Consider the following 22,884-nt stretch of genomic DNA (forward strand, 5'->3'; position numbering starts at 1 on the left):
GCGCGGCGGCGTCGCTGCGTTCGGCGCCGCCACGCGCCACCCGCCGCCGGCACGGCAGCCGACGCGGTCCGAGCGGCGATCTACCGATCGTACGGATCGAGTTCCGCGGCGGCCGCCGGCACGCGGCCGCCAGCGACGAGCGCGCGACCGACCCGGTGGCCCTGCGGCGTCCCTCGATCGGCGGAGGGTCCGGCTCGAAGCTCGATGTGGCAATCCGCGAGCACCTTCGCGCCGGCACGCTCGAGGAACGCCTCGGTACCTTTCGTGAACCAGGTGATCTCGCCGGCGCGGTAGCGCGCGCCCGACCCGCTCGTGAGCTCGGCGAGGTCGAGCACGTCGGGACCGGCGAGGACGCGAGCGCGCCCCGGCGTGTACACGACCCATGCGCGCTTCCCGTCCGCGCAGGCGTAGCTCGCGGCCAGCGCGTCGCGCTCGGCGACGAACCACATCGTCCCGGAATCGGCGAGGAGATCGGCGCGGAGCAGGCCCGCCACCACCGCGACGCTCCGGATCCCGGCGACCTGTTTCAGGTAGCGATCGTCGAGGCTCCCGGGTGGGCACGCCATCCTCGTCGTGGCGAGGGGGCCGATCTCGAGTCGGCTTCCATCGTGCGCGTAGCGTCCACGCCCCCGATTGCAGTCGGCGAGCACGTCGACCGTGCCATCACCCCCGAGCTCGAGCGTGTAGCGCGCCGGATCGGCCGGAACCCAGCTCCGCTCAGGGTCGATGGTCTGGCCCCAGAGCCAGGTGGTGCCGACGATGGTCGGCTGCGCCGGCCTCACGCCAGGCGCCGCGACGGCTGGCGGGGCGACCCGCTCCGGCGCCGCGCAAGCCGCCGCGAGCAGGAGCACCGAGATCGTGACGCGAGCTGCTCTGCGCATCTGTCTTCCCTGGAGGTCGAGACGTCGCAGATCAACGGAAACGGTGGGGCCTGACGCGCGCCGAGGCATCACGCTGGACGGAGGAGCGCCTTCCCAGATACGCACGCGCGGCGGACCGATCCCCCCGCGGGCTCGATCGGCCGCGACGATCCGCGCCACGACGACGGCGCTCAGCGCGTGAGGCGCGCGGCGGCGCTCGGCGCGACGGTGGCGAGCGGCGCGAGCAGGCGCAGCGCCCTGCGAACCTCGAGCCGGAACGGGACGGTGCAGATCAGGTAGCCGAAGGCCGCGAACGCGAGCAGGAACAGCGCGTCCAGCCCGCCCCTCCCGCGTTCCACCTGCGTCCAGATCGCGGTGGAGAGCGGGAACGCCAACCACAACACCATGAATCCGGCGACCACGCGGTGGAGCCTGAGCACGACGCGGACCGTGGATCCCCGGTGCGATGGTGCGATCTCGCCGACGAGGACGGGCTGGAACGAGTTGCGCTCGAACTTGAGCAGGCGCCAGATCCGGAATCGGCGGCCCTCGACGCGGCCCTCGAAGCTGCGCTCGCTCGGATCCCACGGCCAGCGGAACATTCTCGGTGGCTCGACCATCGAGGAAAGCCGGTCCGCCAGCTCATCGGGCTGGAGCGGCGACTCGAGCGTCACCTTCTCGTACGGAGCGAACCACATCTCCCGTCCACTATAGCCGCGATGCGGGATTCGCCGGGGTCGGCGGCGCTCGCCGCCGGACGACGCCCGGTCACCCGACGTGCCCGAGCTTCTCCGGGTTCAGCACGCGATACATCGCATGGACGCGAGCGCCGTCGGTCTCGCAGAAGGTCGCCGCGAACAGCCGGCCCGACATGTACTCCAGCACCGCCGGCTCGCCGTTGAGGCGCACGAAGCGGTAGGTGGTGTGCATCCCGTACTTGGCCGCGAGCTTCGCCAGCATCCGCGCGATCCGCGCCGCGCCGTGCAACGTCCTCCGCGCGGCGGTGACCTTCCCGCCGCCGTCGCTCGTCCAGGTGACGTCCTCGGCGAAGACGTCGAGCAGCGCGTCCCGGTCCCCGCTCTCGAGCGCGGCGATGAACCTCCCGAGGAGCCGCTCCTTCGCCTCCGGCGGCGCGGCGAAGCGCGGGCGGTCCGCCCGCACGCGCTCCCGCGCCCGGTGCACCGTCTGGCGCGCCGCGGCCTGGGTCTTCGCGAGGGTGCGGGCGATCTCGTCGTAGTCGCAGCCGAAAACGTCCCGGAGCAGGAAGGCGGCGCGCTCCTCGGGCGCGAGCCGCTCGAGGAGCACCAGGAACGCCATCGAGAGATCCGACGCCAGCTCGCTGCGGTACTCGGGTGACAGGCGTTCCTCCGCGACCGGCTCCGGGAGCCACGGGCCGGGGTAGAGGGCCCTCCTCGCCTGCGCCTGGCGCAGCCGATCGATGGCGAGGCGGGTGACCACGGCGACGAGCCACGCCTCCGGCTCACGAGCGTTCTCACGTCCGGTGCTCTGCCAGCGGAGCATGGTCTCCTGGACCAGGTCCTCGGCGTCCTGGACGTCGCCGAGCATCCGGAACGCGATGCCGAAGAGCCGCGGCCGATACCGCTCGAGGGGTGCGTCCTCCGAGTAGGTAGTGGTGTTCATCCTCGCATCCAGGACGTGCTCGCGGCTCGCGTGTGACAGCCCCTCCCGCTGGCCCGCTGGCTGTCACAACCATGCGCGTCTTGCGTCTTCCGGGCATGACCACCCAAAGCCCACGACTCCGCCATCCCAAGGTCGCCCCCGACGCGTATCGCGCGATGCTCGCGCTGGAAGAGTACGTCCGGTCGACGGGGCTCCAGCCGACCCTCCTCCACCTCGTGAAGCTTCGCGCCTCGTACATGAACGGCTGCGCGTTCTGCGTCGACATGCACACGAAGGACGCCCGCGCCGCCGGCGAGACGGAGCAGCGCCTCTACGCGGTCCCCGTCTGGCGCGAGACCCCCTTCTTCACCCCGCGGGAGCGGGCGGCGCTGGCCTGGACCGAGGCGGTGACCGAGCTCGGCCGCGAGGGCGTTCCGGACGAGGTCTACGAGGCCGCGCGCGCGCACTTCGACGAGGCGGAGCTCGTTCACCTCACCATGGCCATCGTGGTGATCAACGGCTGGAACCGCCTGTCGGTCGCGTTCCGCGCCGAGGTCGGCGCGTATCAGCCGAAGCCGCAGGAGGCGGTCCGGTGAGCGCCGCGCGCGTGCTGGTCGCTCGAAATCGACCAGCCTGGACGAACCACGGACGAGGAGTCTCCGCATGAGCACACACGGCGCGGTCCTGGTGACGGGGGCCTCCTCGGGGATGGGGAAGGCTTGCGCGCTCCGCCTCTCGGAGGGCGGGTTCACGGTGTTCGCCGCCGTTCGCAAGCAGCGCGATGCGCAGGCGCTGGGCGAGAGCGGGTCGCCGCGCCTCGTGCCCGTCATCCTCGACGTGACCCGGGGCGAGACGATCTCCGAGGCCGTCCGGACGGTCCGCGACGCAGTGGGGGCCTCGGGGCTCGCGGGCCTGGTCAACAACGCGGGGGTCGCGGTGACGGGGCCGATCGAGCTCGTCCCGCTCGAGGAGCTCCGGCGTCAGTTCGAGATCAACGTCTTCGGCCAGGTCGCGGTCACCCAGGCCTTCCTGCCCCTCATCCGCGCGGCGAGGGGTCGCATCGTCAACGTGGGATCGGTGGGAGCGAAGTTCGCTCTCCCCTTCTCCGGGGCGCTCAACGCCTCGAAGGCCGCGTTCGAGCTCATCAGCGACTCCTTGCGCATGGAGCTGCGCCCGTGGGGCATCCACGTGGTGCTGGTCTCGCCCGGCAGCATTCGAACGACCGCGGAGGCGAAGCTCGTGGCCGACAGCGAGGGCGTCCTGAGGTCCTTCTCGGCCGAGGGGAAGGCTCGCTATGCGTCCTCGTATCGCGCCTTCATCCAGGCGTTCCAGGAGCTCGAGTCCCGCGGCGTCGGCCCAGGGGTCATGGCCGAGACGGTGTACCGCGCCCTGACCGCACGCGTTCCGAGGCGCCGCTACCCCGTCGGCCCCAAGGCGAGGCTCCTTCCGTTCCTGTTCACGAGGCTGCCGGCCGCCGCGGCGGACGCGCTGCGCCTGCGCCTCCTCCACGTGTATCGGGCGTTCGGCGCCGCCGCAGAGCAGGGAGGAGCATGAGGTGATCGGCGCGCAGCGAGCTGAGGAGGGCGGTCGAGTCGTTCCGCGGTGCTCGCCTCACGGCTTCGCGAGTGACCAGACCTCCTTGAAGCCGTCGCCCTTCGTGTCGCCCGGCGCCGCGTCGCCGGAGAAGTAGTAGAGCGGCTTCCCCTTGTACGTCGTCTGCTTCTTGCCGTCCTCGCGGGTGATGGTCGCGAAGTCCGGCTCCTGGAGGTCACCGGTCACGCCGACCTTCTCCCTGTAGTAGAGCGGCCACTTCGTGATGCAGTCCCCGGTGCACGCGCTCTTGCCCGGCGTGTCGTTCTTGAACGTGTACAGCGCCATGCCCTTCGTGTCGGTGAGGTAGCTCGCGCCATCCTTCCCCTTCGCGACCTTCACCTCGTGGTGCGTCGCCCGGGCAATGCTCGCGACGAGCAGGACCAGCGCCGCGGCCGCGGCCAGCTTCGGGATGAGCCTCGAGACGTGCATGTCGATCTCCTCGGGGCGCGCCCGGGAACCGGGCCGAGACCCCGGCCGGACGCGTAGTGGAGCACGCTCGCCGAGGCGGCGGCCCTGATGGGCCGCGGTCGGGGGCCGGGACGCGTCGACACCGACCTCGACCCCCTCGTCGTCGTCACCGCATCCTTCCTTCCGCGCGCGCCCCTGCGCACCGTCCCCGCATGCTGCCCGATCGGACCTCCCGCGCGCTCTCGGCGCTCGACGCCTTCGTCCGGGCGCCGCTCTCCCGCGTCCTCGATCCCGGGGCACTCGCCAACTCGCCCGCCGCGGCGCTCGCCCTGTTCCGCGACGTCGCGGCGACGGTGCCCGCCTACCGCGAGTTCCTCGCCGCCCACGGCGTCGATCCCGCCTCGGTTCGGACCCACGACGACTTCGCCACGCTTCCCCTCCTCACCAAGGAGGGCTACGTCCGCCGCTACCCGGTCGCCCGGCGTTGCCGCGGGGGTGACCTCTCCAGGTGCGATTTCATCGCGGTCTCGTCGGGGTCCACCGGCGAGCCAACGTTCTGGCCCCGGTTCCTCGACGACGAGCTCGCGGTGGCGAGCCGGTTCGAGCACGTGCTCCACGACTCGTTCGAGGCCGACCGGAGGCGCACGCTCGCCGTCGTCTGCTTCCCGCTCGGCGCCTGGGTCGGGGGGATGTTCACGGCGAGCTGCCTGCGGCACCTCGCGGTGAAGGGGTATCCGATCACGACGGTCACGCCCGGCAACCAGAAGCCGGAGGTCCTCCGGCTCGTGCGCGCCCTCGCCCCCTCGTTCGAGCAGACCGTCCTGCTCGGCTACCCGCCGTTCCTCAAGGACGTCGTGGACGCGGGGATCGCCGACGGGGTCCCGTGGCGCGAGTACCACGTGAAGCTCGTGCTCGCCGGAGAGGTGTTCAGCGAGGAGTGGCGCACGCTCATGGCGGAGCGGGCCGGGCTCACCCGCCCCCTCCATGACTCGGCGTCGCTCTACGGCACCGCCGACGCGGGGGTGCTCGGCAACGAGACGCCGCTGTCGGTCTGCATCCGCCGCTTCCTCGCGTCTCGGCCCGAGGGGGCGCGCTCGATCTTCGGCGAGGCGCGGCTCCCGACCCTCGTGCAGTACGATCCGTCGTCGCGCTGGTTCGAAGAGCACGACGGGACCCTCGTGTTCTCGGCCGACGGAGGCGTGCCGCTCGTGCGCTACCACCTCGACGACACCGGCGGGGTGGTGCCGTACGCGACGATGATCGCGCGGGTGCGCGACCTCGGCCTCGACGCCGAGGCGGAGGTCCGCCGCGCGGGCGACCGCGGAGTGCGCCCTCTGCCGTTCGCGTACGTGTTCGGGCGCGCTCACTTCGCGGTCTCCTTCTATGGCGCGAACGTGTTCCCGGAGACGGTGAGCGTCGCGCTCGAGCAGCCGCAGACTCGCGATTTCGTCACCGGGAAGTTCGTGATGGAGGTGAAGGAGGACGCGGCACGCGACCGGCACCTCCACGTCGCGGTGGAGCTCGCGCCAGGCGCGGAGGCGAGCGACGCGCGGGTGAGCGCGGTGGCGGACGCGATCGCCGCCGTCCTGCGCAGGCTCGACAGCGAGTTCGCCCGCTACGTCCCGCCGGAGCGGCAGCGGCCGGAGGTGAGGCTGTGCCCTGCGGGAGACCCGGAGTGGTTCCCCGCGGGGGTGAAGCACCGTTACGCGCGCAAGTGACCGATTCACGCAGGGTCACAGCTCGCGGTAGAACACGAGCACCAGCCCCACGAGCGCCATGCAAGCCGGCCAGACGAGCCCGTACCGGCGGCGCGCGGCGCCGTCCGGCGACCGGAGCTCCAGCCACCGCGCGATCCCGATGAGCACCGCGAGGAACCCGATCGCGTTGTGCGACACCTCGATGAGGTAGATCCGCTTCGCGGCGAGGACCGAGTGCGAGTGGGTGAGCAGCAGCGCCCCGCCGACGAGGGCGAGCGACGGAAATGCGAATCTCCACCGCGTCGCCGCGAGCCCGCCCACCCGCACCCGCCACTCGAACACGGCGAGCGCCACGACGAGCGCGGTCGCGACCCGGTGCAGCAGCGCGGATGGCGCGAGCAGCGTCTCGAAGAGACCTTCGGGACCGAACGGCCAGCCGTTCGGCTCGGCCAGGATCAGCATGAACGCAGCGAGCGCGAGGAACGCGAGCGGCCAGTGGCGGGCCGCGGGCACCTTGCCGCTGCGATCCAGGAGGGCTCCGAGCGCGACGACGATCACCAGCAGGCCGGCGATGTTGTGGTTGAAGTTGCTCTGCGCGCTGTCGAACGGTCCGGGGAGCGCGTACGGGTCGAGAGTGGGCGCCGCCGTCGCGACCATCTCGCGATAGGGAGGCGGGGCGAGCCGGACCGGCTTCGGTGCGAACATCTCCGCCACCTCCCGGGGCGTGGCCTTCTCCCGGACGTCCACCGCGGGCGGCTGCGACGTGAGCGCCGCGGCGGCGAGCACGATCACGAGGACGATCCCGGTCTCGGCCTCCACGCGAGATCGGACCATCTCCGCCTCGCCCGCCGTGGCGCCGCGGCTGCGCCAGCGCATGGCCGCGAGGAAGTTCCCTGCGCCGAGGACCAGCGCCGCGCCCATCAGCGCCACCTTGGTGAGCACCATCGCGCCGTACGCGGTCCCGACGAGCCCGCTCGTCGTCGCGATGTAGCGCCAGCCGAGGAGCGCGCCCGTCGCGCCGATCACGAGAACGCCGGACACGGCGAGCCTCGAGAAGCGGGACACCATCGCGGCCCACGTCTCCGGGGCGCCGAGGCCGTCCCGGCACAGCGGCCGCTGTGCGAGCAGGTGCACGAGACCTCCCGCCCAGATCCCGGCGGCGACCTGATGGACGACCGTGATCGTCGCCAGCGCCGCGGCGCCCTCGAGCCGGCTGGCGCCGTGGACGAGGGGCGCGCCGGTCGCCGCGAGCAGGCCCGCGCCCGAGGCGAGCAGCGCCCAGCTCGCGCCGCGTCCGGCGCGCGCCCGCGCCCACAGCGCGCCCATCGCGAGCACGCCTCCCACCGCCGCGTGCGCGAGCCCGGCGCGGGCGAACCGGGTCGCGAGGAACTCCGCGACGGGCCAGCGGCCCAGCTCGTCCGCGAGCGCCCACGGCTCGATGAGGAGCGTCGCGAGCTGGAAGATCAGGACCGCGCCACCACCGAGCGCAACGAGCGCCAGGGTCCGCGCGAGCATGGACGCGGGCACGCGGCTGCGCAACGGCCGGAGCACGCCGACCCCGAACGCGACGCCGCCCGTCGCGAGCACGAAGCCGACGAGCACGAGCGCCTTGAAGACGACCTCGAGGAACCCGGCGAGGAGGATCACCGGCCGGTTCCTCCCGCCCGGACCGTGAAGCGGATCAGCCCCGGCGTCGCGTGGCCGTCGGCAGCCAGGACGCGATAGGTCAGCCGGTACGCTCCCGACGCGAGCGGCGGGAGCTGGAGCGACACCCGGTCCGGCGGATCATCGGAGCCCTCCGGCGCGGGGGCGAGGGCGACGGGTTTTCCGTCCTCGCCGGTCAGGACCGCGCGCGTGAGCCGCTTCTCGATCCGGGAGTTGAAGCGGAGTACCGCCACCGCGGGGGACGCGGCAACGACCTCGCCGTCGCGCGGGGTCGACTCGAGGAGAGCGGCGTGCGCCGACGCGACCGCGGGCGCGACCGCGCCGAGCGCGCCGGCGAGGAGCAGGACGACCCAGGCGTGCGGCGCGGGGCTCGTCGTGCGGAACATGGGGCCCGATGTAACGGCGATCCTGCGCGCTGCGGCTCCCCGTGGGATTGCGGCGAAGGACGTAACGCTCGCTCGTGACGCCGCGGCCCCGGAGGTCGCCGCTCGTGCGTGGGAGCGGATGGTCGGAAGGGAGCGCCCGCGCCTCCGGGCTACTTCTTCGAGGCGCGGAGCCGCTGGTTCTCGAGCTCGAGCTCGGCGACGCGGTGGCGCAGCGACTCGAGCCTGGTCTCGACGTCCGCCGCGTCGAGCTTCACGGGGATGTGCTGCGGACAGTTGACGTCCCAGGCCTCCACCTCGAAGAGGATGGCGCGCTCCGGGCGCGCGGCGTGCCCGCCGGGCGCGAGCCGGCCGAGCAGCGCCGCGTCGCCCTCCACCACCCGCGCCCGCCCCCAGAGCTTCACCCGCCGCCGAGCCGCGTAGTCCATGACGAACAGGAAGGCGCGGTCGTTCTCGGCGAGGTTGCCGAGCGTGATGTACTGCCGGTTGCCGCCGAAGTCGGCGAACCCGAGGGTGCGCTCGTCGATCACGCGCAGGAAGCCGCGCGGCCCGCCCCGGTGCTGGACATAGGGCTGGCCGGCGGCGCTGGCGGTGGCGAGGTAGACGCTGTTGCGCTCGGCCAGGAAGGCCGCGAGCTCCGGCGTGATCCGAGTCTCCCAGCCGTCGCCCTCCTCGACGCGCCGGTAGACGGCGCGCGAGCCGCGGCGGGACTGCTCCGCCTTGACGGCGGGCGTGAAGGCGACGTCGCTCGGCGGGGGACGGGCGGTGCGGGCGGGATCGACGATGCGGCTCATGCGGTTCTCCAGGTGCTCGAGCCCGAGGTGGCTCGCACGAGGGAAGCTAGGAGCCGGCGAGCCTCGTAACAATGAAGTCAGCCGCGGCGCCGAGGAGCGGACGGAGCTGACCGGAAGGCAGTATCATCCGCTCATGCCCGACCTCCTCACCGCGTCCAAGATCGCCGCCGAGCTCTCTGTCCCGGGTGCCAAGGTCAAGAAGGCGATCGCCGACCTCAAGCTCAAGCCCGCCGAGAAGAAGGGCGCCTGCAGCTACTACGACCGCGCGGCGGTCGCGAAGATCAAGAAGGCGCTCGGATAGTCCTTGGGGGTGCGCGCGCTCTTGGCGCGTGTGGCCCCTTGAGGACGAGGGCGTCGTTCCGCGACGCGGGGCTACAAGTTCCGCATGCGGACCCTCTCCGTTCTTTCCGTCCTGCTGTTCTCCGTCGGCGCTGGGACCCCGACGCCCGAGGCGACGTCCGTGCGCGGGCCGAGCTGGCTCCAGCATCTCGGGATCGAGCTCGACGACACGCACCTGGGGAAGATGGGCGGCGAAGGGCCGGCGCCCGCAACGCGGCGCGAGCCGATGCCCAGCATCGACGCCGGGGAGGCCGGGAACGCGCCGTTCACCATGGCGGGCCGGGACCTCTACCGGCTCGACTGTCAGTCCTGCCACGGCCCGGACGGACGTGGTGCTCCGCCCGAGATCAACTCGCTCCTCGACCCCGTCCGTGCGACGTCACCGGCGCTGCTCGAAGCCCATCAGCGCGAGCAGGGGCGGCGCTTGCCGCCCGGCATGGCTCGTCAGCTCGCGGCAGACGCGGAGAAGAACCTCCGCGACCGCATCGCCAGCGGCGGCAAGAAGATGCCCTCGTTCCCTCACCTCGCGGGTGACGAGGTCGTCGCGCTCGTCTCCTATCTGAAGAGGCTCGCCGGCGTGCCCGCCGAGGAAACCTCGTCACCGGAGGTGACCATGTCGGCGGCGCGCGTGGGCGAGAACCTCGTGAAGGGCACCTGCCACATCTGTCATCCGGCGACGGGACCGAACCCGAACCACATGATGATGTACATGCGCGGGATCATCCCGTCGCTGGAAAGCCTGGCGACGGAGCGCACGGCGTCCGATGTGCTCGCGAAGGTGCGCGAGGGTCGCATGATGGGCGGCGGAATGATGGGCGGGGGCGGGATGATGGGCGGCGGGATGATGGGCCGGATGGGCCGCATGCCGATCTTCGGCTACCTCACCGACGAGGAGGTCGTGGCGGCGTACGTCTTCCTCTCCGCGTACCCACCCGAACCGAAGTAAGCGCCGCGCTGCGCGATTTGCCGCGCCCCGACTGTTCACACGGCGTCGTTCGTGGGGGCTGCGACGATCCCGCTGGCGCGCGACTCGCGGAGACGGGCGCGACCGTCCGAGGGCCTCCATGACGACGAGCCGCGGCATGTCCCTGCTCCCGATCCCGTTCACGCTCGCGGCCGTGGCCGGCATCGCCGCCGGCGTCGTGGCCTACGCGTTCCACTACGCGAAGGGCTCGTCCTACGTCGGCAACGACCCGGCCACCTGCGCGAACTGCCACGTGATGGCGAGCCATTACTCCGGGTGGCAAGCCGCCCCGCACCACCTCGTGGCGACGTGCAACGACTGCCACACGCCGGCCGGCCCGATCTCGAAGTACGTCGTGAAGGCCCTGAACGGCTACCACCACTCGATGGCCTTCACCCTCGGCGGCTTCCCGGACGTCATCCGCGCCCGGCCGCAGAGCACCGCGGTCGTCGAGGCGAACTGCCGGCGATGCCACGCCGACCTCGTCGACCGCATCGCCCACGGGAGCGAGGTCTCCTGCATCCGCTGCCACGCCTCCGTCGGCCACCTCCGCTGATCGACTCGCTCACGCCACACCGCCCATCAGGAAGGAGCGCCCATGTCCGTCGTACCCCGCCCCCAGCAGAAGCGCGGGCTCCTCGTCGCCCTCGTCGCCGGCGTGTTCGCCCTCGTCGCCGTCGGCGCCGCCGCGCTGCTCGTCAACATCGCCGAGCGCAAGGAGGAGGCGAAGAACGCCTACGTGAAGCTCGTCGAGGTCACCGAGAACGACGTCGATCCGGCGAAGTGGGGCACCAACTGGCCCCGCGAGCTCGACGGCTACAAGCGCACCGCGGAGCCGACGAGCACCAAGTACGGCGGCGGCAAGGGGCCGAGCGAGGGTCAGCCCCCGCCGCAGAAGGCGGATCGCGATCCTTGGCTGAAGCGCGTGTTCGCAGGGTACCTGTTCGCCGTCGACTACCGCGACCGGCGCGGCCACGCGTACATGCTCACCGACCAGGAGAACACGAAGCGGAACGTGCCGGCCGAGGCGAAGCAGTCCGGCAACTGCCTCCACTGCCACGCCGCGATCACGCCGCTCTACAGGAAGCTCGGGAAGGAGGCGGCGCCGCAGGCGAGCGAGGCCGAGCAGGTCCAGGCCGGCCTCGTGAAGGTGTCGGAGCTGGGCTACTGGGACGCGCACAAGGCGCTCGAGCAGCTCTCCGGCGGCAAGGTCCACCCGGTCTCCTGCGTCGACTGCCACGACCCGCAGTCGATGGAGCTCCGCGTGACGCGCCCGGGCTTCATCGCCGGGATCCAGAAGCTCGCGGCCTCCTCCGCCGACGTCCCGCACCTGCCGTCGATCGACCGCTGGCGCAAGGGCGACAAGGCGCGGCCCTACGACCCGAACCTCGACGGCACCCGTCAGGAGAAGCGCGCGTACGTCTGCGGCCAGTGCCACGTCGAGTACTTCTGCGGGAAGGGGATGGCCCTCTTCTTCCCCTGGGGCGACGGGCTCAAGGTCGAGGAGATGGAGCACCTCTACGACGGGACGCTGGTGAAGGGTAAGCGGTTCAAGGACTGGGTCCACGCCGAGACCGGCTTCGAGCTCCTGAAGGCCCAGCACCCCGAGTTCGAGATGTGGAGCCAGGGCATCCACGCGCGGAGCGGCGTCACCTGCGCCGACTGCCACATGCCGTACAAGCGCGACGGCGCGCAGAAGATCTCCGAGCACTGGGTGCGCAGCCCGCTCCTCCAGCCCAACCGCTCCTGCGCCGGCTGCCATCCGTACGGAGACGACGAGCTCAAGGCGCGCGTGCTCTCGATCCAGGACCGGCACTTCGCGCTCCTCACCCGCGCCGGCAACGCCGCCGTGGCGATGATCGACGCCATCGTCGCGGTGCGGAAGCCGTACGACGACAAGGCCCGCGCCGCCGCCGCCGCGAAGGCGAAGGAGACCGTGGAGAAGCAGGACGGGTTCCTCGCGCTGCCGAAGGACCAGCAGGAGAAGAAGCTCGCCGCGGAGACGAACGCGAACCTCCTCGCCGCCTGGCGCGAGGTGGTCGAGAAGACCCCGGCGCTGAAGGAGCTCGAGAACCTGCAGCGCGCGGCGCAGTGGCGCCTCGACATGGTTGCGGCGGAGAACTCGATGGGCTTCCACGCGCCGCAGGAGATGGCCCGGCTCCTCGGCGAGTCGATCGACCTGTCGCGGCAAGCCCAGGTGAAGGCCGCCCAGCTCGGCGGCGTCGTCGCGCTCGCCCCGGCGGCGCCAGGCGCAGCGGTTCCGGCCTCACTCGGGAACCGCTAGCCGACCCGCAGTCTGCCGCCCGCACCGGCTCCTCGCCGGCGCGGGCGGCGTCGGCGAGCCGCGCGCGGAGGAACCCCGTCGCCCGCCCCGGCGCGTCGCCGGAGGCGCGCCACCCCGTTCCGCGCTACGTCACTCCCGCGGCGGCGATCCCGGCGCCGGCGAGTCGAGGACGGAACCCGATGGTCACGCAGCTCCTCTCGAGCGGCGACCGCGCCCTGGCGAGGGCCTTCCTCGAGGCCCAGGGGCTCACCTTCGAGCCTGGGTTCGACGACTTGGTGGGGGTCTTCGAGGACGGCGCGCTGGTCGCCTGCGGGGCGCGGGCCGGCGACGTCCTCAAGATGATCGCCATCGACCCGGCGCGGCAGAGCGGGTCGCTCCTCGGCGAGCTGGCCGGCGAGCTGGTTCGGCTGGGGATCGCCGCCGGCCACGACGGCCTCTTCGTCTTCACGCACCCTGCCCACGCCACGTCCTTCGAGGCCCTCGGCTTCGAGCTCCTGGTGAGCCACGCCAAGGTGGCGCTCCTCGAGTACGGCGGGCGGTTCGCGGCCTGGCTGGCGTCGAACCGGCGGCTCGTCCGCCCCACCGCCGAGTTCGGCCCGGCCGGCGCGGTGGTGGTGAACTGCAACCCCTTCACGCTGGGCCACCGGCACCTCGTCGAGGAGGCGGCCCGCCGGGTCGGCACGCTCTACGTCTTCGTGGTCCGCGAGGACCGCTCCGCCTTCCCCTTCGAGGCCCGCCTGCGGCTCGTCCGCGAGGGGACGCGCGACCTCGCGAAGGTGGTGGTGCTCGACACCTCCCGTTATGCGGTGAGCGCCGTCACCTTCCCCGCCTACTTCCTCGGGCGCACCGACCCGGTGGCGGAGATCCAGATGGAGCTCGACGCCACGCTCTTCGGGGCGCGCATCGCCCCCGCGTTCGGCGTGACCAGGCGGTTCTTCGGCGCCGAGCCCTACTGCGCCACCACCCGAGCCTACAACGCGGCCATGCAACGGGTGCTGCCGGGCCTGGGCGTCGAGCCGGTGGAGCTCGCGCGGCTACACGCCGGCGGCGCTGCCATCAGCGCCTCGGCGGTGCGGGCGGCGCTCGCGACCGGCGACGACGCGGCCTTGCCGGCCCTGGTCCCGCCGACCACGCTCGCCTATCTCCTCTCCGACGAGGGGCTCGCGGTCCGGGCCAGGCTCGGCGGCGCGAAAGGCAGGCACGCATGAGGATCGCGAGGAAGGCTCAGGCCGGCACCATGCAGTCGAGCGACCTGATGGTGGTGCTCGAGCCGGCCGACGAGCTGAGGGTCGAGATCGAGTCGACCGTGAAGAAGCAGTTCGACCCGCTCATCCGGGCGGTGGTCGACGAGGTGCTGGCGCGTCACGGCGTCACGGCTGGCCGCGTCCGCCTCACGGATCGTGGCGCCCTCGACTACGCGATCCAGGCTCGCCTCGAGACGGCGCTGCAGCGCGCGGCGGAGCGCTAGATGCAGGGGCTCTGGTACAAGCAGGTCGAGCAGGGACGGCGGTTCATCCTCAAGATCTCGCCCGGCGAGAGCCTGAGGCAGCGGCTCGTCGAGTTCGCGAAGGAAGTGCGGCTCGACCACGCCGTGGTGGTCTCTGCGGTGGGGTCGGTCCAGGACCTCACCTTCCGCGGCATCAAGGCCGGCGCCAAGCTCCCCGTCACCCCGCCGCGCATGCACGTCCACGAGCTGGCCGGCCCGCTCGAGCTGCTCGCGCTCACCGGCAACCTGCTTCCCGACGAGCGGGGCGAGATCGACTGCCACCTGCACGTCATCGCCTCCCGCTCCTCCGGCGACGTGCTGGGCGGCCACCTCTTCGACGCCAAGGTCTTCGCCACGTGCGAGGTGGTGCTCTCCGAGATCCACGCCGAGGGCGTGGAGCGGCACCTCTCCCGCACCGGCGGCATCCCCACCGTCTTCATCACCGACGACGAGCCCGCCCCATGAGCTCCTTCACGCTGCGCCGGTCCCTGCTCTACGTGCCGGGCAACATGCCGTCGATGCTGCAGAACATCCCCGTCTTCGCGGCCGACACCGTCATCATCGACCTCGAGGACGCGGTGCCCCTCGGCGAGAAGGATGCGGCGCGCCGGCTGGTGCGGCGCTTCCTCGAGAACTACCGGGATCGCCGACAGGAGGTGCTGGTCCGCATCAACGCCCTCGACACCGAGTGGGGGTTCGACGATCTGCGCGAGGTGCTGCCGGCCATGCCCGACGGCATCCGCCTGCCGAAGGCCGACACGCCCGAGATCGTCGAGCGGCTCGACACCTTTCTCACCGAGCACGAGGAGGCGCTGGGGGTCGAGATCGGCCGCTTCCGCATCCTCCCCTCCATCGAGAGCGCCCTCGGCGTCATCAACTGCATCGACGTCGCCGCCACCTCCACGCGCATCCTCGGGCTCGCCTTCGGCGCCGAGGACTACACCGCCAGCATGGAGATCGAGCGAACCAAGAGCGGGGAGGAGCTCTTCAACGCCCGATCCCGCGTGGTGTGGGCCGCCAAGGCGGCCGGCGTCCAGGCCATCGACACGATCTTCTCCGACGTGAAGGACATGGAGGGCTTCCGGCGCGAGACCGAGCTCGTGAAGACGCTCGGCTTCACCGGCAAGTCGCTCGTCAACCCGCGCCAGATCGAGGTGGTGCACGAGGTCTTCGCGCCCAAGCCCGAGGAGATCGACTACGCGCGCCAGGTCATCGAGGCCATCCAGCGGGCGCGAGAGATGGGCACCGGCGTCATCTCGCTGGGCGGCAAGATGGTGGACGCGCCGGTGGTGAAGCGCGCCCTCCGCGTCATCCGCACCGCGTACGCGCAGGGGCTGGTGGACGAGGTCCCGGGCGAGGAGGTGCTGCGTGGCTAGGAACGCGCTGGGGCGCGAGCTGCCCGACACGTTCGCGGGCCGCGCGGTCGTCCCGTACCAGGATCCCTGGTCGCGCCGGCCCGCCGGCGACCGCGCCACGCGCCCGCTCCGGCGCGTGGACCCGGGCGACCGGAAGATCATGGACACCCTGCGGGCCGCCATCGAGGCGAGCGGCCTGAAGGACGGGATGACCATCTCGACCCACCACCACCTGCGCAACGGGGATCGCCTGCTGAACCACGTGGTCCGGATCATCGACCAGGTCGGCCTCAAGGACATCAAGATCGCCTCGAGCTCGGTCCACCCGGTCCACGCCGAGCTCGTCCCGGCCATCCGGGAGGGCGTCATCACCGGCCTCGAGTGCGGCGTGAACGGCCTCATCGGCGAGCTCTGCACCAAGGGCGAGCTCTCCTGCCCCATCATCGTGCGCTCGCACGGTGGCCGGGCGCGCTCCATGGCCACCGGCGAGGTGAAGGTGGACGTGGCCTTCGTGGCCGCGCCCTGCTGCGACGAGTACGGCAACATGAACGGCTTCACCGGCCGCTCGGCCTTCGGCAGCATGGGCTATGCCCACGTGGACGCGCAGTACGCGCGCCGCGTGATCGCGGTGACCGACAACCTCGTTCCCTACCCGGTGGCGCCGGTCTCCATCTCGCAGAGCCAGGTGGACTTCGTGGTGAAGTCGGAGCAGCTGGGCGACCCTGCCAAGATCGTCTCCACCACCACCCGCGTCACCACCGACCCCATCGGCCTGCAGATCGCCCGCTACGCCGCCATGGTCATCGAGGCCTCCGGGTACCTGAAGGACGGCTTCGCCTTCCAGACCGGCTCCGGCGGCACGTCGCTGGCGGTCGCCGAGAACGTCCGCAACCTGATGCGGCGCCAGAAGATCAGGGGCAGCTTCGGCTGCGGGGGCATCACCGGCTACTTCGTGGACATGCTGGAGGAGGGGCTCTTCCAGGCCCTCTTCGACGTGCAGTGCTTCGATCTGCGCGCCGTCGAGTCGATCCGGAAGAACCGCAACCACGTCGAGATCAGCGCCGACACCTACGCCAACCCGTTCAACGCGGGCGCGGTGGTGAACCGGCTCGACGTGGTCATCCTCGGGGCCACCGAGGTGGACGTCGACTTCAACGCCAACGCCAACACCGAGTCGAACGGGTACCTGCTGCACAACACCGGGGGCCACACCGACACCGCCGCCGGCGCCCGGCTGGCCATCGTGGTGGCGCCCTCCATGCGCGGCCGCCTCCCGATCGTGCGCGACCAGGTCACCACCATCACCACCCCCGGCGCCGTGGTCGACGTGGTGGTCACCGAGCGGGGCATCGCGGTGAACGACCGCCACCCCGACCTGAAGGCGGAGCTGCTCCGGCGCAAGGCGCCGGTGAAGGACATCCGGCAGCTGCAGAAGGAGATCGAGGCGATCACCGGGACCCCGCGCCCTCTCGAGTTCGAGGACGAGGTGGTGGCGCTCATCGAGTACCGGGACGGGTCGATCATCGATGCGGTCCGGCGCGTCAAGGCTTGACCTGCTGGCGGCGCGCGATGCCCGCCATGCGCTCCTGGTCCGGCACGCCGGCGCGGGCCACCCGGCGCTCGTCGCCGTCGCGCTCAACGTGCCGGGCGAGGAGAAGTCGCCGCCCGGCGCCGAGCCGCTCTTCCGCTGGGCCCTCGACCAGGTGATCGCCGCGCTCCCGGGCGCGTGGCCGCTCCACGTCGGCGACGATGCCCTCGGCCCCTTCGCCCTGCTCGCCTCGCGCGCCGAGGCCGGCGGCGCGAAGACCGCCTGCGTCGCCGTCGAGGCCAGCCACCCGGCCGCGCGCCTCGTCGACCTCGACGTCTACGCGCCCGGCGGCACGGTGGTGGACCGCGCCGCGCTCGGTCTGCCGCCGCGCCGGTGCCTGCTGTGCGAGGCCGCGGCGGGCGAGTGCATCCGGCTCGGCCGACACCCCCTCGACGCCGTCGTCGCCCGCGCACGGGCGCTCCTCGCCGATGCGCCTGCGTGACCTGCTCGCCGAGGACCCCCGCGGCCTTGATGCCGGGGCTGGCTTCTGCTTTCCTTCGCGCCCCCGACATCACGGAGGACCAGGACGACGATGCCCCGCCAGACCTCGACCGCCACCCGCCTCGAGGCGCCGCCCGCGCCCGAGCCGAAGCCCGCGAGCCCGCTCAAGGAGCGCTGGACGCAGTGGGTCGCGCTGACGACGACCGTGCTCGCGGTGTGCGCCGCGATCTCCTCGCTCAAGGGGGGCGGCTACTCGACGAAGGTGCAGCTCGCCACCACGCGCGAGAACGATCGCTGGGCGCAGTACCAGGCGAAGAGCATCAAGGAGAACCTCTTCGTCGTGGAGCAGGACCTCCTCCGCCTGCAGGCGCTCGAGGCGCGGACGCCGGAGGCGCGAGAGTCGATCGCCGCTCGGCTCGCGAAGCTCGCCACCGACCTCCAGCGCTACGAGAGCGACAAGGCGCAGCTCAAGGCCGACGCGGAGCGCGTCCAGCAGGACGAGGCGACCTTCCAGCGGATCGGCGCGAGCTTCGGGCTCGCCGTCATGCTCCTGCAGATCGCGATCATGCTCTCGTCCGTCGGCGCCCTCATCAGGCGCCCGATCATGTGGGTCGTGGGCCTCGGGTTCGGCGCGCTCGGCCTCGTGTACATGGGCAACGGCTTCCTCGGCTGGTTCTAGCCGCCCGCGCTCCGCGGAACCCGCGTCGCTTCGCGGCGGTACGCGCGCCCGCGCCGCGCCCGGGCGGATCGTGCGAAGCTCGGCGCGACGTGCGCGACGCCAGACCAGCAACCGCGGCCCCGGCCCGCCCAGGCGCCTCCGCGCCCGTCGAGCCGCGCGTCGCCGCGCCCGCGAGCGTCGTCACGGTCGCGGATCCCGAGGGTCGGATCGATCTGTGCTGGTCCTCGAGCGGCGGCGGGACCGGGACCACGCTGCACGAGTTCTTCCCTGACGGGGGCGTGCACCTCGTGTTGCGGCACTCCGAGTCCGGCTGCCGGATGGTCCTCCTCGGGCCCTCGACGGAGCGCGCCACCGTGGAGCGCGCCGCGGGGGCCGAGTACCTCGGGATCCGCTTCCGCGCCGGCCAGGCGCCGCGGCTCGTCGACGTGCGCTCGTCGGAGCTGACCGACGGCGCGGTCGAGGTCGAGCGGCTCGGCGGCGTTCCCGTCGACGCCATCGCGGAGCGCCTGCGCGCGCTCCCGGACGTCGCGTCGCGCCAGCGCGCGCTGGTCGGGCTGGTGAGGACGGCCAGCCGGCCGCTCGTGGAGGACGTGCGGTGCCGGCGGGCGACGCTCCTCCTCGAGGCGCGCCGCGGGCAGCTCCGCGTCGACGGGCTCGCCGCCGAGCTCGGGCTCCACGTCCGCAGCCTGGAGCGGCTGTTCCTCGACGCGCTCGGCATGACGCCGAAGCGGATGGCGCGGCTCGTCCGGCTCCGGTACGTGCTCGGCGCGCTGCACACCGGCGGGTTCGGCTCGCTCGCCGACCTCGCGCTCGCGTGCGGCTACGCGGACCAGCCGCACCTCGTCCGCGACTTCAAGGCGCTGACCGGCCGGGCACCGGGCGCGGCGGATGCGGCCCGGAGCCGGCTCCTGGCCCGGCCGGAGACGCGCGTCGTTCACCGGGTGCGACCTTAGCGCGCGCCGGGCGTGTCGCATTCTCACAAGACGCGGCGGCGCTCGCCGCGGTACGAGCCGCGCACACGTCGGAGGACGGCATGCACGCGCAAGGTGGGCTCGCAGAGAACGCGGTGATGACGGCGGCGACCGACGGTCGCCCGGTCGCGGTGACGACGCGGCGCGGACCGGTGGAGTGCGTCGTCTCGGGCGACGGTCCGGCGGTCCTCGCGCTCCACGGGGCGATGGGCGGCCACGACCAGGCGCTGCTCCTCGCGCGCACCATCGGCGCGCCGGGCTTCCGGTACGTCGCACCGTCGCGCCCCGGCTACCTCGGCACGCCGCTCTCCCTCGGACGGACGCCCGCGGAGCAGGCGGCGCTCTACCGCGACCTGCTCGACGCGCTCGGGATCGAGCGGGCCGCGGTGATCGCGGTGTCCGGGGGCGGCCCGTCCGCGCTTCAGCTCGCGCTGGATCACCCGGAGCGTTGCTGGGGCCTCGTCGTGGTGTCCTCGGTCTGCAGGCGAGTCGAGACGCGGCTGCCGCTCGCGTGGCACCTCATGAAGCTGACGGCGCGCTGCGGCCCGCTGGTGGCCGCGATGCGCCGGCGGGCGGCGCGCGATCCCGAGGAGGCGGCGCGCCGGTCGATCCGCGATCCCGCGCTGCGCGCGCGGACGCTCCGCGATCCGGAGGCCGGGCCGCTGCTCCGCGAGCTGCAGCTGAGCACGCTCGACCGGATGCCGCGCCGCCTCGCGGGCACCGAGAACGACGTCGCCGTCACCCGCGGCGAGCTCTCGTTCCCGCTCGAGCGTCTCGCGGTGCCGCTCCTCGTCGTGCACGGGACCGACGACGCCGCCGCGCCGTTCGCCCAGGGCGAGGAACTCGCCGCGCGCGTACCGGGCGCGGAGCTGCTCGCGATCCCCGGGGGAGAGCACGTGAGCATCTTCACGCACCGGGACCTGGTCCGCGCGCGCGTCGCGCGGTTCCTGCGCGCGCACGCGCCGCCGGCCGCTTGACCGCTGCGCCTACCGCGACCGCGGCAGCGGCGGAACGTACGGATCGACGAGCCGGTGCACGACGTCGGGCGCGTACGCGGCCCCCGCGCCGTGGCACACGTCGCAGGTCTCGACCGGCCCCTCCGGCGCGGACCACGTCTCGAGCGCCGCGTGCCCGGCCGCGGCCGCCGTGTCGTGGCAGCCGAGGCACGCGCGGCTGGACGGGACGAGCCAGGCGACGTTCTCGCACCGGCTCGCGCGGCAGGCCTGGCCGAAGCCGCACTGCGCGTCGCTCGCGCACGCGTTCCCCGCGTCGGCGTGGCAGGCGGCGCAGTTCCGGACGTCCTGCGGCAGGAGCCCCTGCGAGAGGTCGACCGGCCCGTTGAGGAACCCGACCAGCGCGAGCGCGCCCGGCGCGACGAGGTTCTGGCGCTCGGCATAGCCGCCGAGGAGCCGCGCGAGGTGGACCCGGTGCGTGAGCGTGGAGAGCTCGATGGACGCGTCCGGCGTCGGGTCGGTGGTGATGACGCACGTGTCCGGCGTGCCGTCGGCGTTGGTGTCGAGGCAGTCCTCCCAGCCGGCGGCGTTCCCGGCGCACTGCGCGCCCGTCGAGCACGCCGCGCCCTTGCTCGCCACCGTCCGGTCCACGGCGCCGGCGGTGTGGCACGTTCCGCAGGCCTCGGCCACGCGGCGCACGCCCCCGTGGGCCTGCACCTCGGCGTGGCACGCATCGCACGCGCCGGTCGTGATGACCTGACTGGCCCGCGTCGCGACGGCGCCGCCGAACGCCACCTCCTGCGTCGTGCTGGCCACGTCGCGGAAGCTCTCTCCGCCCGCGGTGACCGCCTCGGCCACGTACGCGTAGAGGGTGTAGCTGCCGGGCGGGTTCGGCGCCGGCGTGGCGCTCGTGTTCACCGGCGCGAGCGCGAGCGCCGGCCAGGCGGGCAACGTCAGCGTGTAGATCCCGGAGGCCGCGTCGAACGACAGCGCGGACCTCGACGTCGTCTGCACCACCCGCTGCCGGGCCTCGACGGGCCCGGCGACGATCGCGAACACCGAGTAGCGGGACGACGAGACGACGTCCGTCACGGGGTCGCCGGCGCCGGTCACGAGCTTGAACCGGAGCCGCGGGACGTCCGAGACCGCGAAGCTGCCGCCCGGGCCGGTGCCGCCCAGGACGGCGACGCCCGTGAACGCGAGCCGACGCGACCGCGTGCGGGAGACGATCTCGTGCCGCGCGGCGATCGGGCTCGAGCCCGACCCGTCCGCGGTGTGGCACCCGGTGCACTGCGCGTCGTCGGCCTGCGGCGGATGCGCCGAGCGCTCGCACGTGCCGGACCCGACGTCGCACACCGCGAGCGCGCCGAAGCTCGCGCAGTCGGGGTCCTGGGTGCAGGCGCCGGCGGCCGGCCGGCCGAAGACGCGGGGCGGGTTCAGCGCGCCGGTGTCGAAGTAGAGGTTGTCGTGGCAGGTCCCGCAGGCGAGGCGGGAGGGCCGCGTCGCCCAGCGGTCGTCGGCGTGGCACGCGGCGCAGTCGCGCTCCGCGCCCGGCATCGAGGGGAAGGTGACGTCGAGGAACTCGGTCAGCGTCGGGTCGGCGCCGAGCTGGTACTCCGGGTGCGCTACGCCGGCGCTCGCCAGGCGCACGCCGCGGTGCGCACCGTGCACCTTCCGTACGGTCGGGTTCGCCGAGTAGCCGTCGAGGTTGTGGCAGAGCTGGCAGCTCGCGACCGCGGCCTGGTCGAGCGAGAAGAGGCCATCCGGCGCGACTGCGGACGGGAACGCGTGCTGCATCCCGACGACGCCGGAGCTCGCGCCGAGGTGGCACTTCCGGCACGCGTCTGCGTAGACGTCCGGCTCCGGGCTGGCGCTGCCGATCCGTAGCTCGGATACCGCGAGCGTCTGGAAGGTGTCCCCCGTCGTCCGGACCCAGACGCCGGCGGTGTACGTGCCGGCCGGCTCCGAGGTGATCGGCGCGAGCGTGTAGACCAGGCTGCCGTCCGCGGCGGTCGAGAGGTTCGCCTGGGCGGGATCCGCCCAGCGCGGCGCCTTCAGGTTCACGTAGTGGTGCTGGCGGTCGGACGCGTTCCGGTCGGTCACCGCGTTCAGGAGGCGGGACGCGGTGCGCGTGAGCGTCGCCGCGCGAGGGCCGGCGAGGTAGAGGTTCAGCGTCCCGAGGGCGGCCGGCGTCACGGCGCGCCCGCACGGATCGACGATCCGGATCGTCAGGACCGGCTGCTCGCCGGGGGTGAAGAACGCGCCCGACGCCGGCGAGGAGACGGCGACGCTGACGTCGAGCGGGGCGGCAGCGCCCGCGACGGCCGCGTCGCAGCCCGCAGGACCGGTCGACCCGGTTGGCCCCGTGGGGCCCGTGGATCCGCTCGGGCCGGTTGGGCCGGTGGGGCCCGTGGGGCCGCTCGCGCCGGCGGCGCCCTCGGGGCCAGACGCGCCGGAGCACGCGGTGAGGACGAGGGCGGCGGAGAGGAGCACACGACCGACGACACGGGCGAGAGCGCGCATCGGGCGATGCTAGCAGCCGCTCACGGGCGACGCGATCCACGCCCGGTGCCGTCCCACGAGCGCAGGACGCGGCTCGTTCAGTCCTCCGGCGGTAGCCGAGTCGAGCACCTCGACGAACACCTCGGACTCGGTGGCTTCTCATGGGAACTGGCGTTGCGGCGCGCCGCGTCAGCGCGCCTCTTGGAGAATCCGCTCTGGAGTATCCGGCGGGCCACGGTCCTGGACGCAGGAGACATTCACCGCGAGTGATGGTTTGCGCGCCGGGCGCAGAGGTGCGAACC

General features: G+C 72.8%; 24 protein-coding genes. 16 read left to right on the forward strand and 8 right to left on the reverse strand.

What is annotated here, in order from left to right; all coding sequences use genetic code 11:
- Window positions 1-80: 80 nt before the first annotated feature.
- From AMOR_RS10700 to AMOR_RS10710, 3 genes are all read right to left on the reverse strand, one after another.
- Window positions 81-881, reverse strand: coding sequence for an META domain-containing protein (locus AMOR_RS10700; protein WP_248360850.1), 801 nt, complete (start codon window positions 879-881; stop codon window positions 81-83).
- 170 nt (window positions 882-1,051) lie between these two features.
- Window positions 1,052-1,558, reverse strand: a complete 507-nt coding sequence (locus AMOR_RS10705; protein WP_248360851.1) for a hypothetical protein — start codon at window positions 1,556-1,558, stop codon at window positions 1,052-1,054.
- 70 nt (window positions 1,559-1,628) lie between these two features.
- The gene (locus tag AMOR_RS10710) at window positions 1,629-2,501 is read right to left on the reverse strand and encodes an RNA polymerase sigma-70 factor (RefSeq protein ID WP_248360853.1); all 873 of its coding nucleotides are present in this window, start codon (window positions 2,499-2,501) and stop codon (window positions 1,629-1,631) included.
- Window positions 2,502-2,596: 95 nt separating this feature from the next.
- Between AMOR_RS10710 and AMOR_RS10715 the strand changes: the two genes are divergently transcribed.
- Together AMOR_RS10715 and AMOR_RS10720 are read left to right on the forward strand one after the other, a co-directional pair.
- Window positions 2,597-3,076, forward strand: coding sequence for a carboxymuconolactone decarboxylase family protein (locus AMOR_RS10715; protein WP_248360855.1), 480 nt, complete (start codon window positions 2,597-2,599; stop codon window positions 3,074-3,076).
- 67 nt (window positions 3,077-3,143) lie between these two features.
- The gene (locus AMOR_RS10720; protein ID WP_248360857.1) at window positions 3,144-4,034 is read left to right on the forward strand and encodes an SDR family oxidoreductase; all 891 of its coding nucleotides are present in this window, start codon (window positions 3,144-3,146) and stop codon (window positions 4,032-4,034) included.
- Between the two features lie 57 nt (window positions 4,035-4,091).
- On the opposite strand, the gene AMOR_RS10725 is transcribed toward AMOR_RS10720, so the two are convergent.
- Complete coding sequence (locus tag AMOR_RS10725) at window positions 4,092-4,502, reverse strand: COG4315 family predicted lipoprotein (RefSeq protein WP_248360859.1); 411 nt, start codon at window positions 4,500-4,502, stop codon at window positions 4,092-4,094.
- A gap of 191 nt (window positions 4,503-4,693) precedes the next feature.
- On the opposite strand from AMOR_RS10725, the gene AMOR_RS10730 reads away from it, so the two are divergent.
- Window positions 4,694-6,199: a phenylacetate--CoA ligase family protein gene (locus AMOR_RS10730; RefSeq protein ID WP_248360861.1), complete on the forward strand. Its 1,506-nt coding sequence runs from the start codon at window positions 4,694-4,696 to the stop codon at window positions 6,197-6,199.
- A 15-nt stretch (window positions 6,200-6,214) separates the two neighbouring features.
- On the opposite strand, the gene AMOR_RS10735 is transcribed toward AMOR_RS10730, so the two are convergent.
- From AMOR_RS10735 to AMOR_RS10745, 3 genes are all read right to left on the reverse strand, one after another.
- Complete coding sequence (locus AMOR_RS10735; RefSeq protein WP_248360863.1) at window positions 6,215-7,825, reverse strand: copper resistance D family protein; 1,611 nt, start codon at window positions 7,823-7,825, stop codon at window positions 6,215-6,217.
- The gene (locus AMOR_RS10740; protein WP_248360865.1) at window positions 7,822-8,229 is read right to left on the reverse strand and encodes a copper resistance CopC family protein; all 408 of its coding nucleotides are present in this window, start codon (window positions 8,227-8,229) and stop codon (window positions 7,822-7,824) included. Before AMOR_RS10740 ends, AMOR_RS10735 begins: the two co-directional genes overlap by 4 nt.
- A 149-nt stretch (window positions 8,230-8,378) precedes the next feature.
- On the reverse strand, window positions 8,379-9,020 hold the full coding sequence (locus tag AMOR_RS10745) for a pyridoxamine 5'-phosphate oxidase family protein (protein WP_248360866.1): 642 nt from the start codon (window positions 9,018-9,020) through the stop codon (window positions 8,379-8,381).
- A 133-nt stretch (window positions 9,021-9,153) separates the two neighbouring features.
- Between AMOR_RS10745 and AMOR_RS10750 the strand changes: the two genes are divergently transcribed.
- The 13 genes from AMOR_RS10750 (at window position 9,154) to AMOR_RS10810 (ending at window position 20,104) form a co-directional block, all read left to right on the forward strand.
- Window positions 9,154-9,321, forward strand: coding sequence for a hypothetical protein (locus tag AMOR_RS10750; protein WP_248360868.1), 168 nt, complete (start codon window positions 9,154-9,156; stop codon window positions 9,319-9,321).
- Window positions 9,322-9,405: 84 nt separating this feature from the next.
- On the forward strand, window positions 9,406-10,305 hold the full coding sequence (locus AMOR_RS10755; RefSeq protein ID WP_248360870.1) for a c-type cytochrome: 900 nt from the start codon (window positions 9,406-9,408) through the stop codon (window positions 10,303-10,305).
- Window positions 10,306-10,423: 118 nt separating this feature from the next.
- Window positions 10,424-10,879: a cytochrome c nitrite reductase small subunit gene (gene nrfH, locus AMOR_RS10760; RefSeq protein ID WP_248360872.1), complete on the forward strand. Its 456-nt coding sequence runs from the start codon at window positions 10,424-10,426 to the stop codon at window positions 10,877-10,879.
- A 42-nt stretch (window positions 10,880-10,921) separates the two neighbouring features.
- Window positions 10,922-12,607 carry an ammonia-forming cytochrome c nitrite reductase subunit c552 gene (locus AMOR_RS10765; RefSeq protein ID WP_248360874.1) on the forward strand — a complete coding sequence of 562 codons (1,686 nt, stop codon included), beginning with the start codon at window positions 10,922-10,924 and terminating at the stop codon, window positions 12,605-12,607.
- A gap of 179 nt (window positions 12,608-12,786) precedes the next feature.
- Complete coding sequence (gene citC / locus AMOR_RS10770; protein WP_248360876.1) at window positions 12,787-13,815, forward strand: [citrate (pro-3S)-lyase] ligase; 1,029 nt, start codon at window positions 12,787-12,789, stop codon at window positions 13,813-13,815.
- Complete coding sequence (citD, locus tag AMOR_RS10775; RefSeq protein WP_248360878.1) at window positions 13,812-14,075, forward strand: citrate lyase acyl carrier protein; 264 nt, start codon at window positions 13,812-13,814, stop codon at window positions 14,073-14,075. The genes citC and citD overlap by 4 nt, the downstream gene beginning before the upstream one ends.
- Complete coding sequence (locus AMOR_RS10780) at window positions 14,076-14,558, forward strand: PPC domain-containing DNA-binding protein (RefSeq protein ID WP_248360880.1); 483 nt, start codon at window positions 14,076-14,078, stop codon at window positions 14,556-14,558.
- Complete coding sequence (locus tag AMOR_RS10785; protein WP_248360882.1) at window positions 14,555-15,469, forward strand: HpcH/HpaI aldolase/citrate lyase family protein; 915 nt, start codon at window positions 14,555-14,557, stop codon at window positions 15,467-15,469. Before AMOR_RS10780 ends, AMOR_RS10785 begins: the two co-directional genes overlap by 4 nt.
- Entirely contained in the window at window positions 15,462-17,000 is a 1,539-nt protein-coding gene (gene citF, locus AMOR_RS10790) for a citrate lyase subunit alpha (RefSeq protein WP_248360884.1), read from the forward strand. Before AMOR_RS10785 ends, citF begins: the two co-directional genes overlap by 8 nt.
- On the forward strand, window positions 16,975-17,478 hold the full coding sequence (locus tag AMOR_RS10795; RefSeq protein WP_248360886.1) for a citrate lyase holo-[acyl-carrier protein] synthase: 504 nt from the start codon (window positions 16,975-16,977) through the stop codon (window positions 17,476-17,478). The genes citF and AMOR_RS10795 overlap by 26 nt, the downstream gene beginning before the upstream one ends.
- A gap of 90 nt (window positions 17,479-17,568) precedes the next feature.
- Window positions 17,569-18,156, forward strand: coding sequence for a DUF4337 domain-containing protein (locus tag AMOR_RS10800; RefSeq protein WP_248360888.1), 588 nt, complete (start codon window positions 17,569-17,571; stop codon window positions 18,154-18,156).
- An 89-nt stretch (window positions 18,157-18,245) separates the two neighbouring features.
- A complete protein-coding gene (locus AMOR_RS10805; RefSeq protein ID WP_248360890.1) occupies window positions 18,246-19,109 on the forward strand; it encodes a helix-turn-helix transcriptional regulator in 864 nt (287 codons plus the stop codon).
- Window positions 19,110-19,189: 80 nt separating this feature from the next.
- Window positions 19,190-20,104 (forward strand): alpha/beta fold hydrolase, encoded by a 915-nt coding sequence (locus tag AMOR_RS10810; RefSeq protein WP_248360892.1) that lies wholly within the window; start codon window positions 19,190-19,192, stop codon window positions 20,102-20,104.
- A gap of 9 nt (window positions 20,105-20,113) precedes the next feature.
- On the opposite strand, the gene AMOR_RS10815 is transcribed toward AMOR_RS10810, so the two are convergent.
- Window positions 20,114-22,603: a multiheme c-type cytochrome gene (locus tag AMOR_RS10815; RefSeq protein ID WP_248360893.1), complete on the reverse strand. Its 2,490-nt coding sequence runs from the start codon at window positions 22,601-22,603 to the stop codon at window positions 20,114-20,116.
- Between the last annotated feature and the right edge of the window lie 281 nt (window positions 22,604-22,884).

This window comes from Anaeromyxobacter oryzae, from assembly GCF_023169945.1.
GTDB lineage: Bacteria > Myxococcota > Myxococcia > Myxococcales > Anaeromyxobacteraceae > Anaeromyxobacter > Anaeromyxobacter oryzae.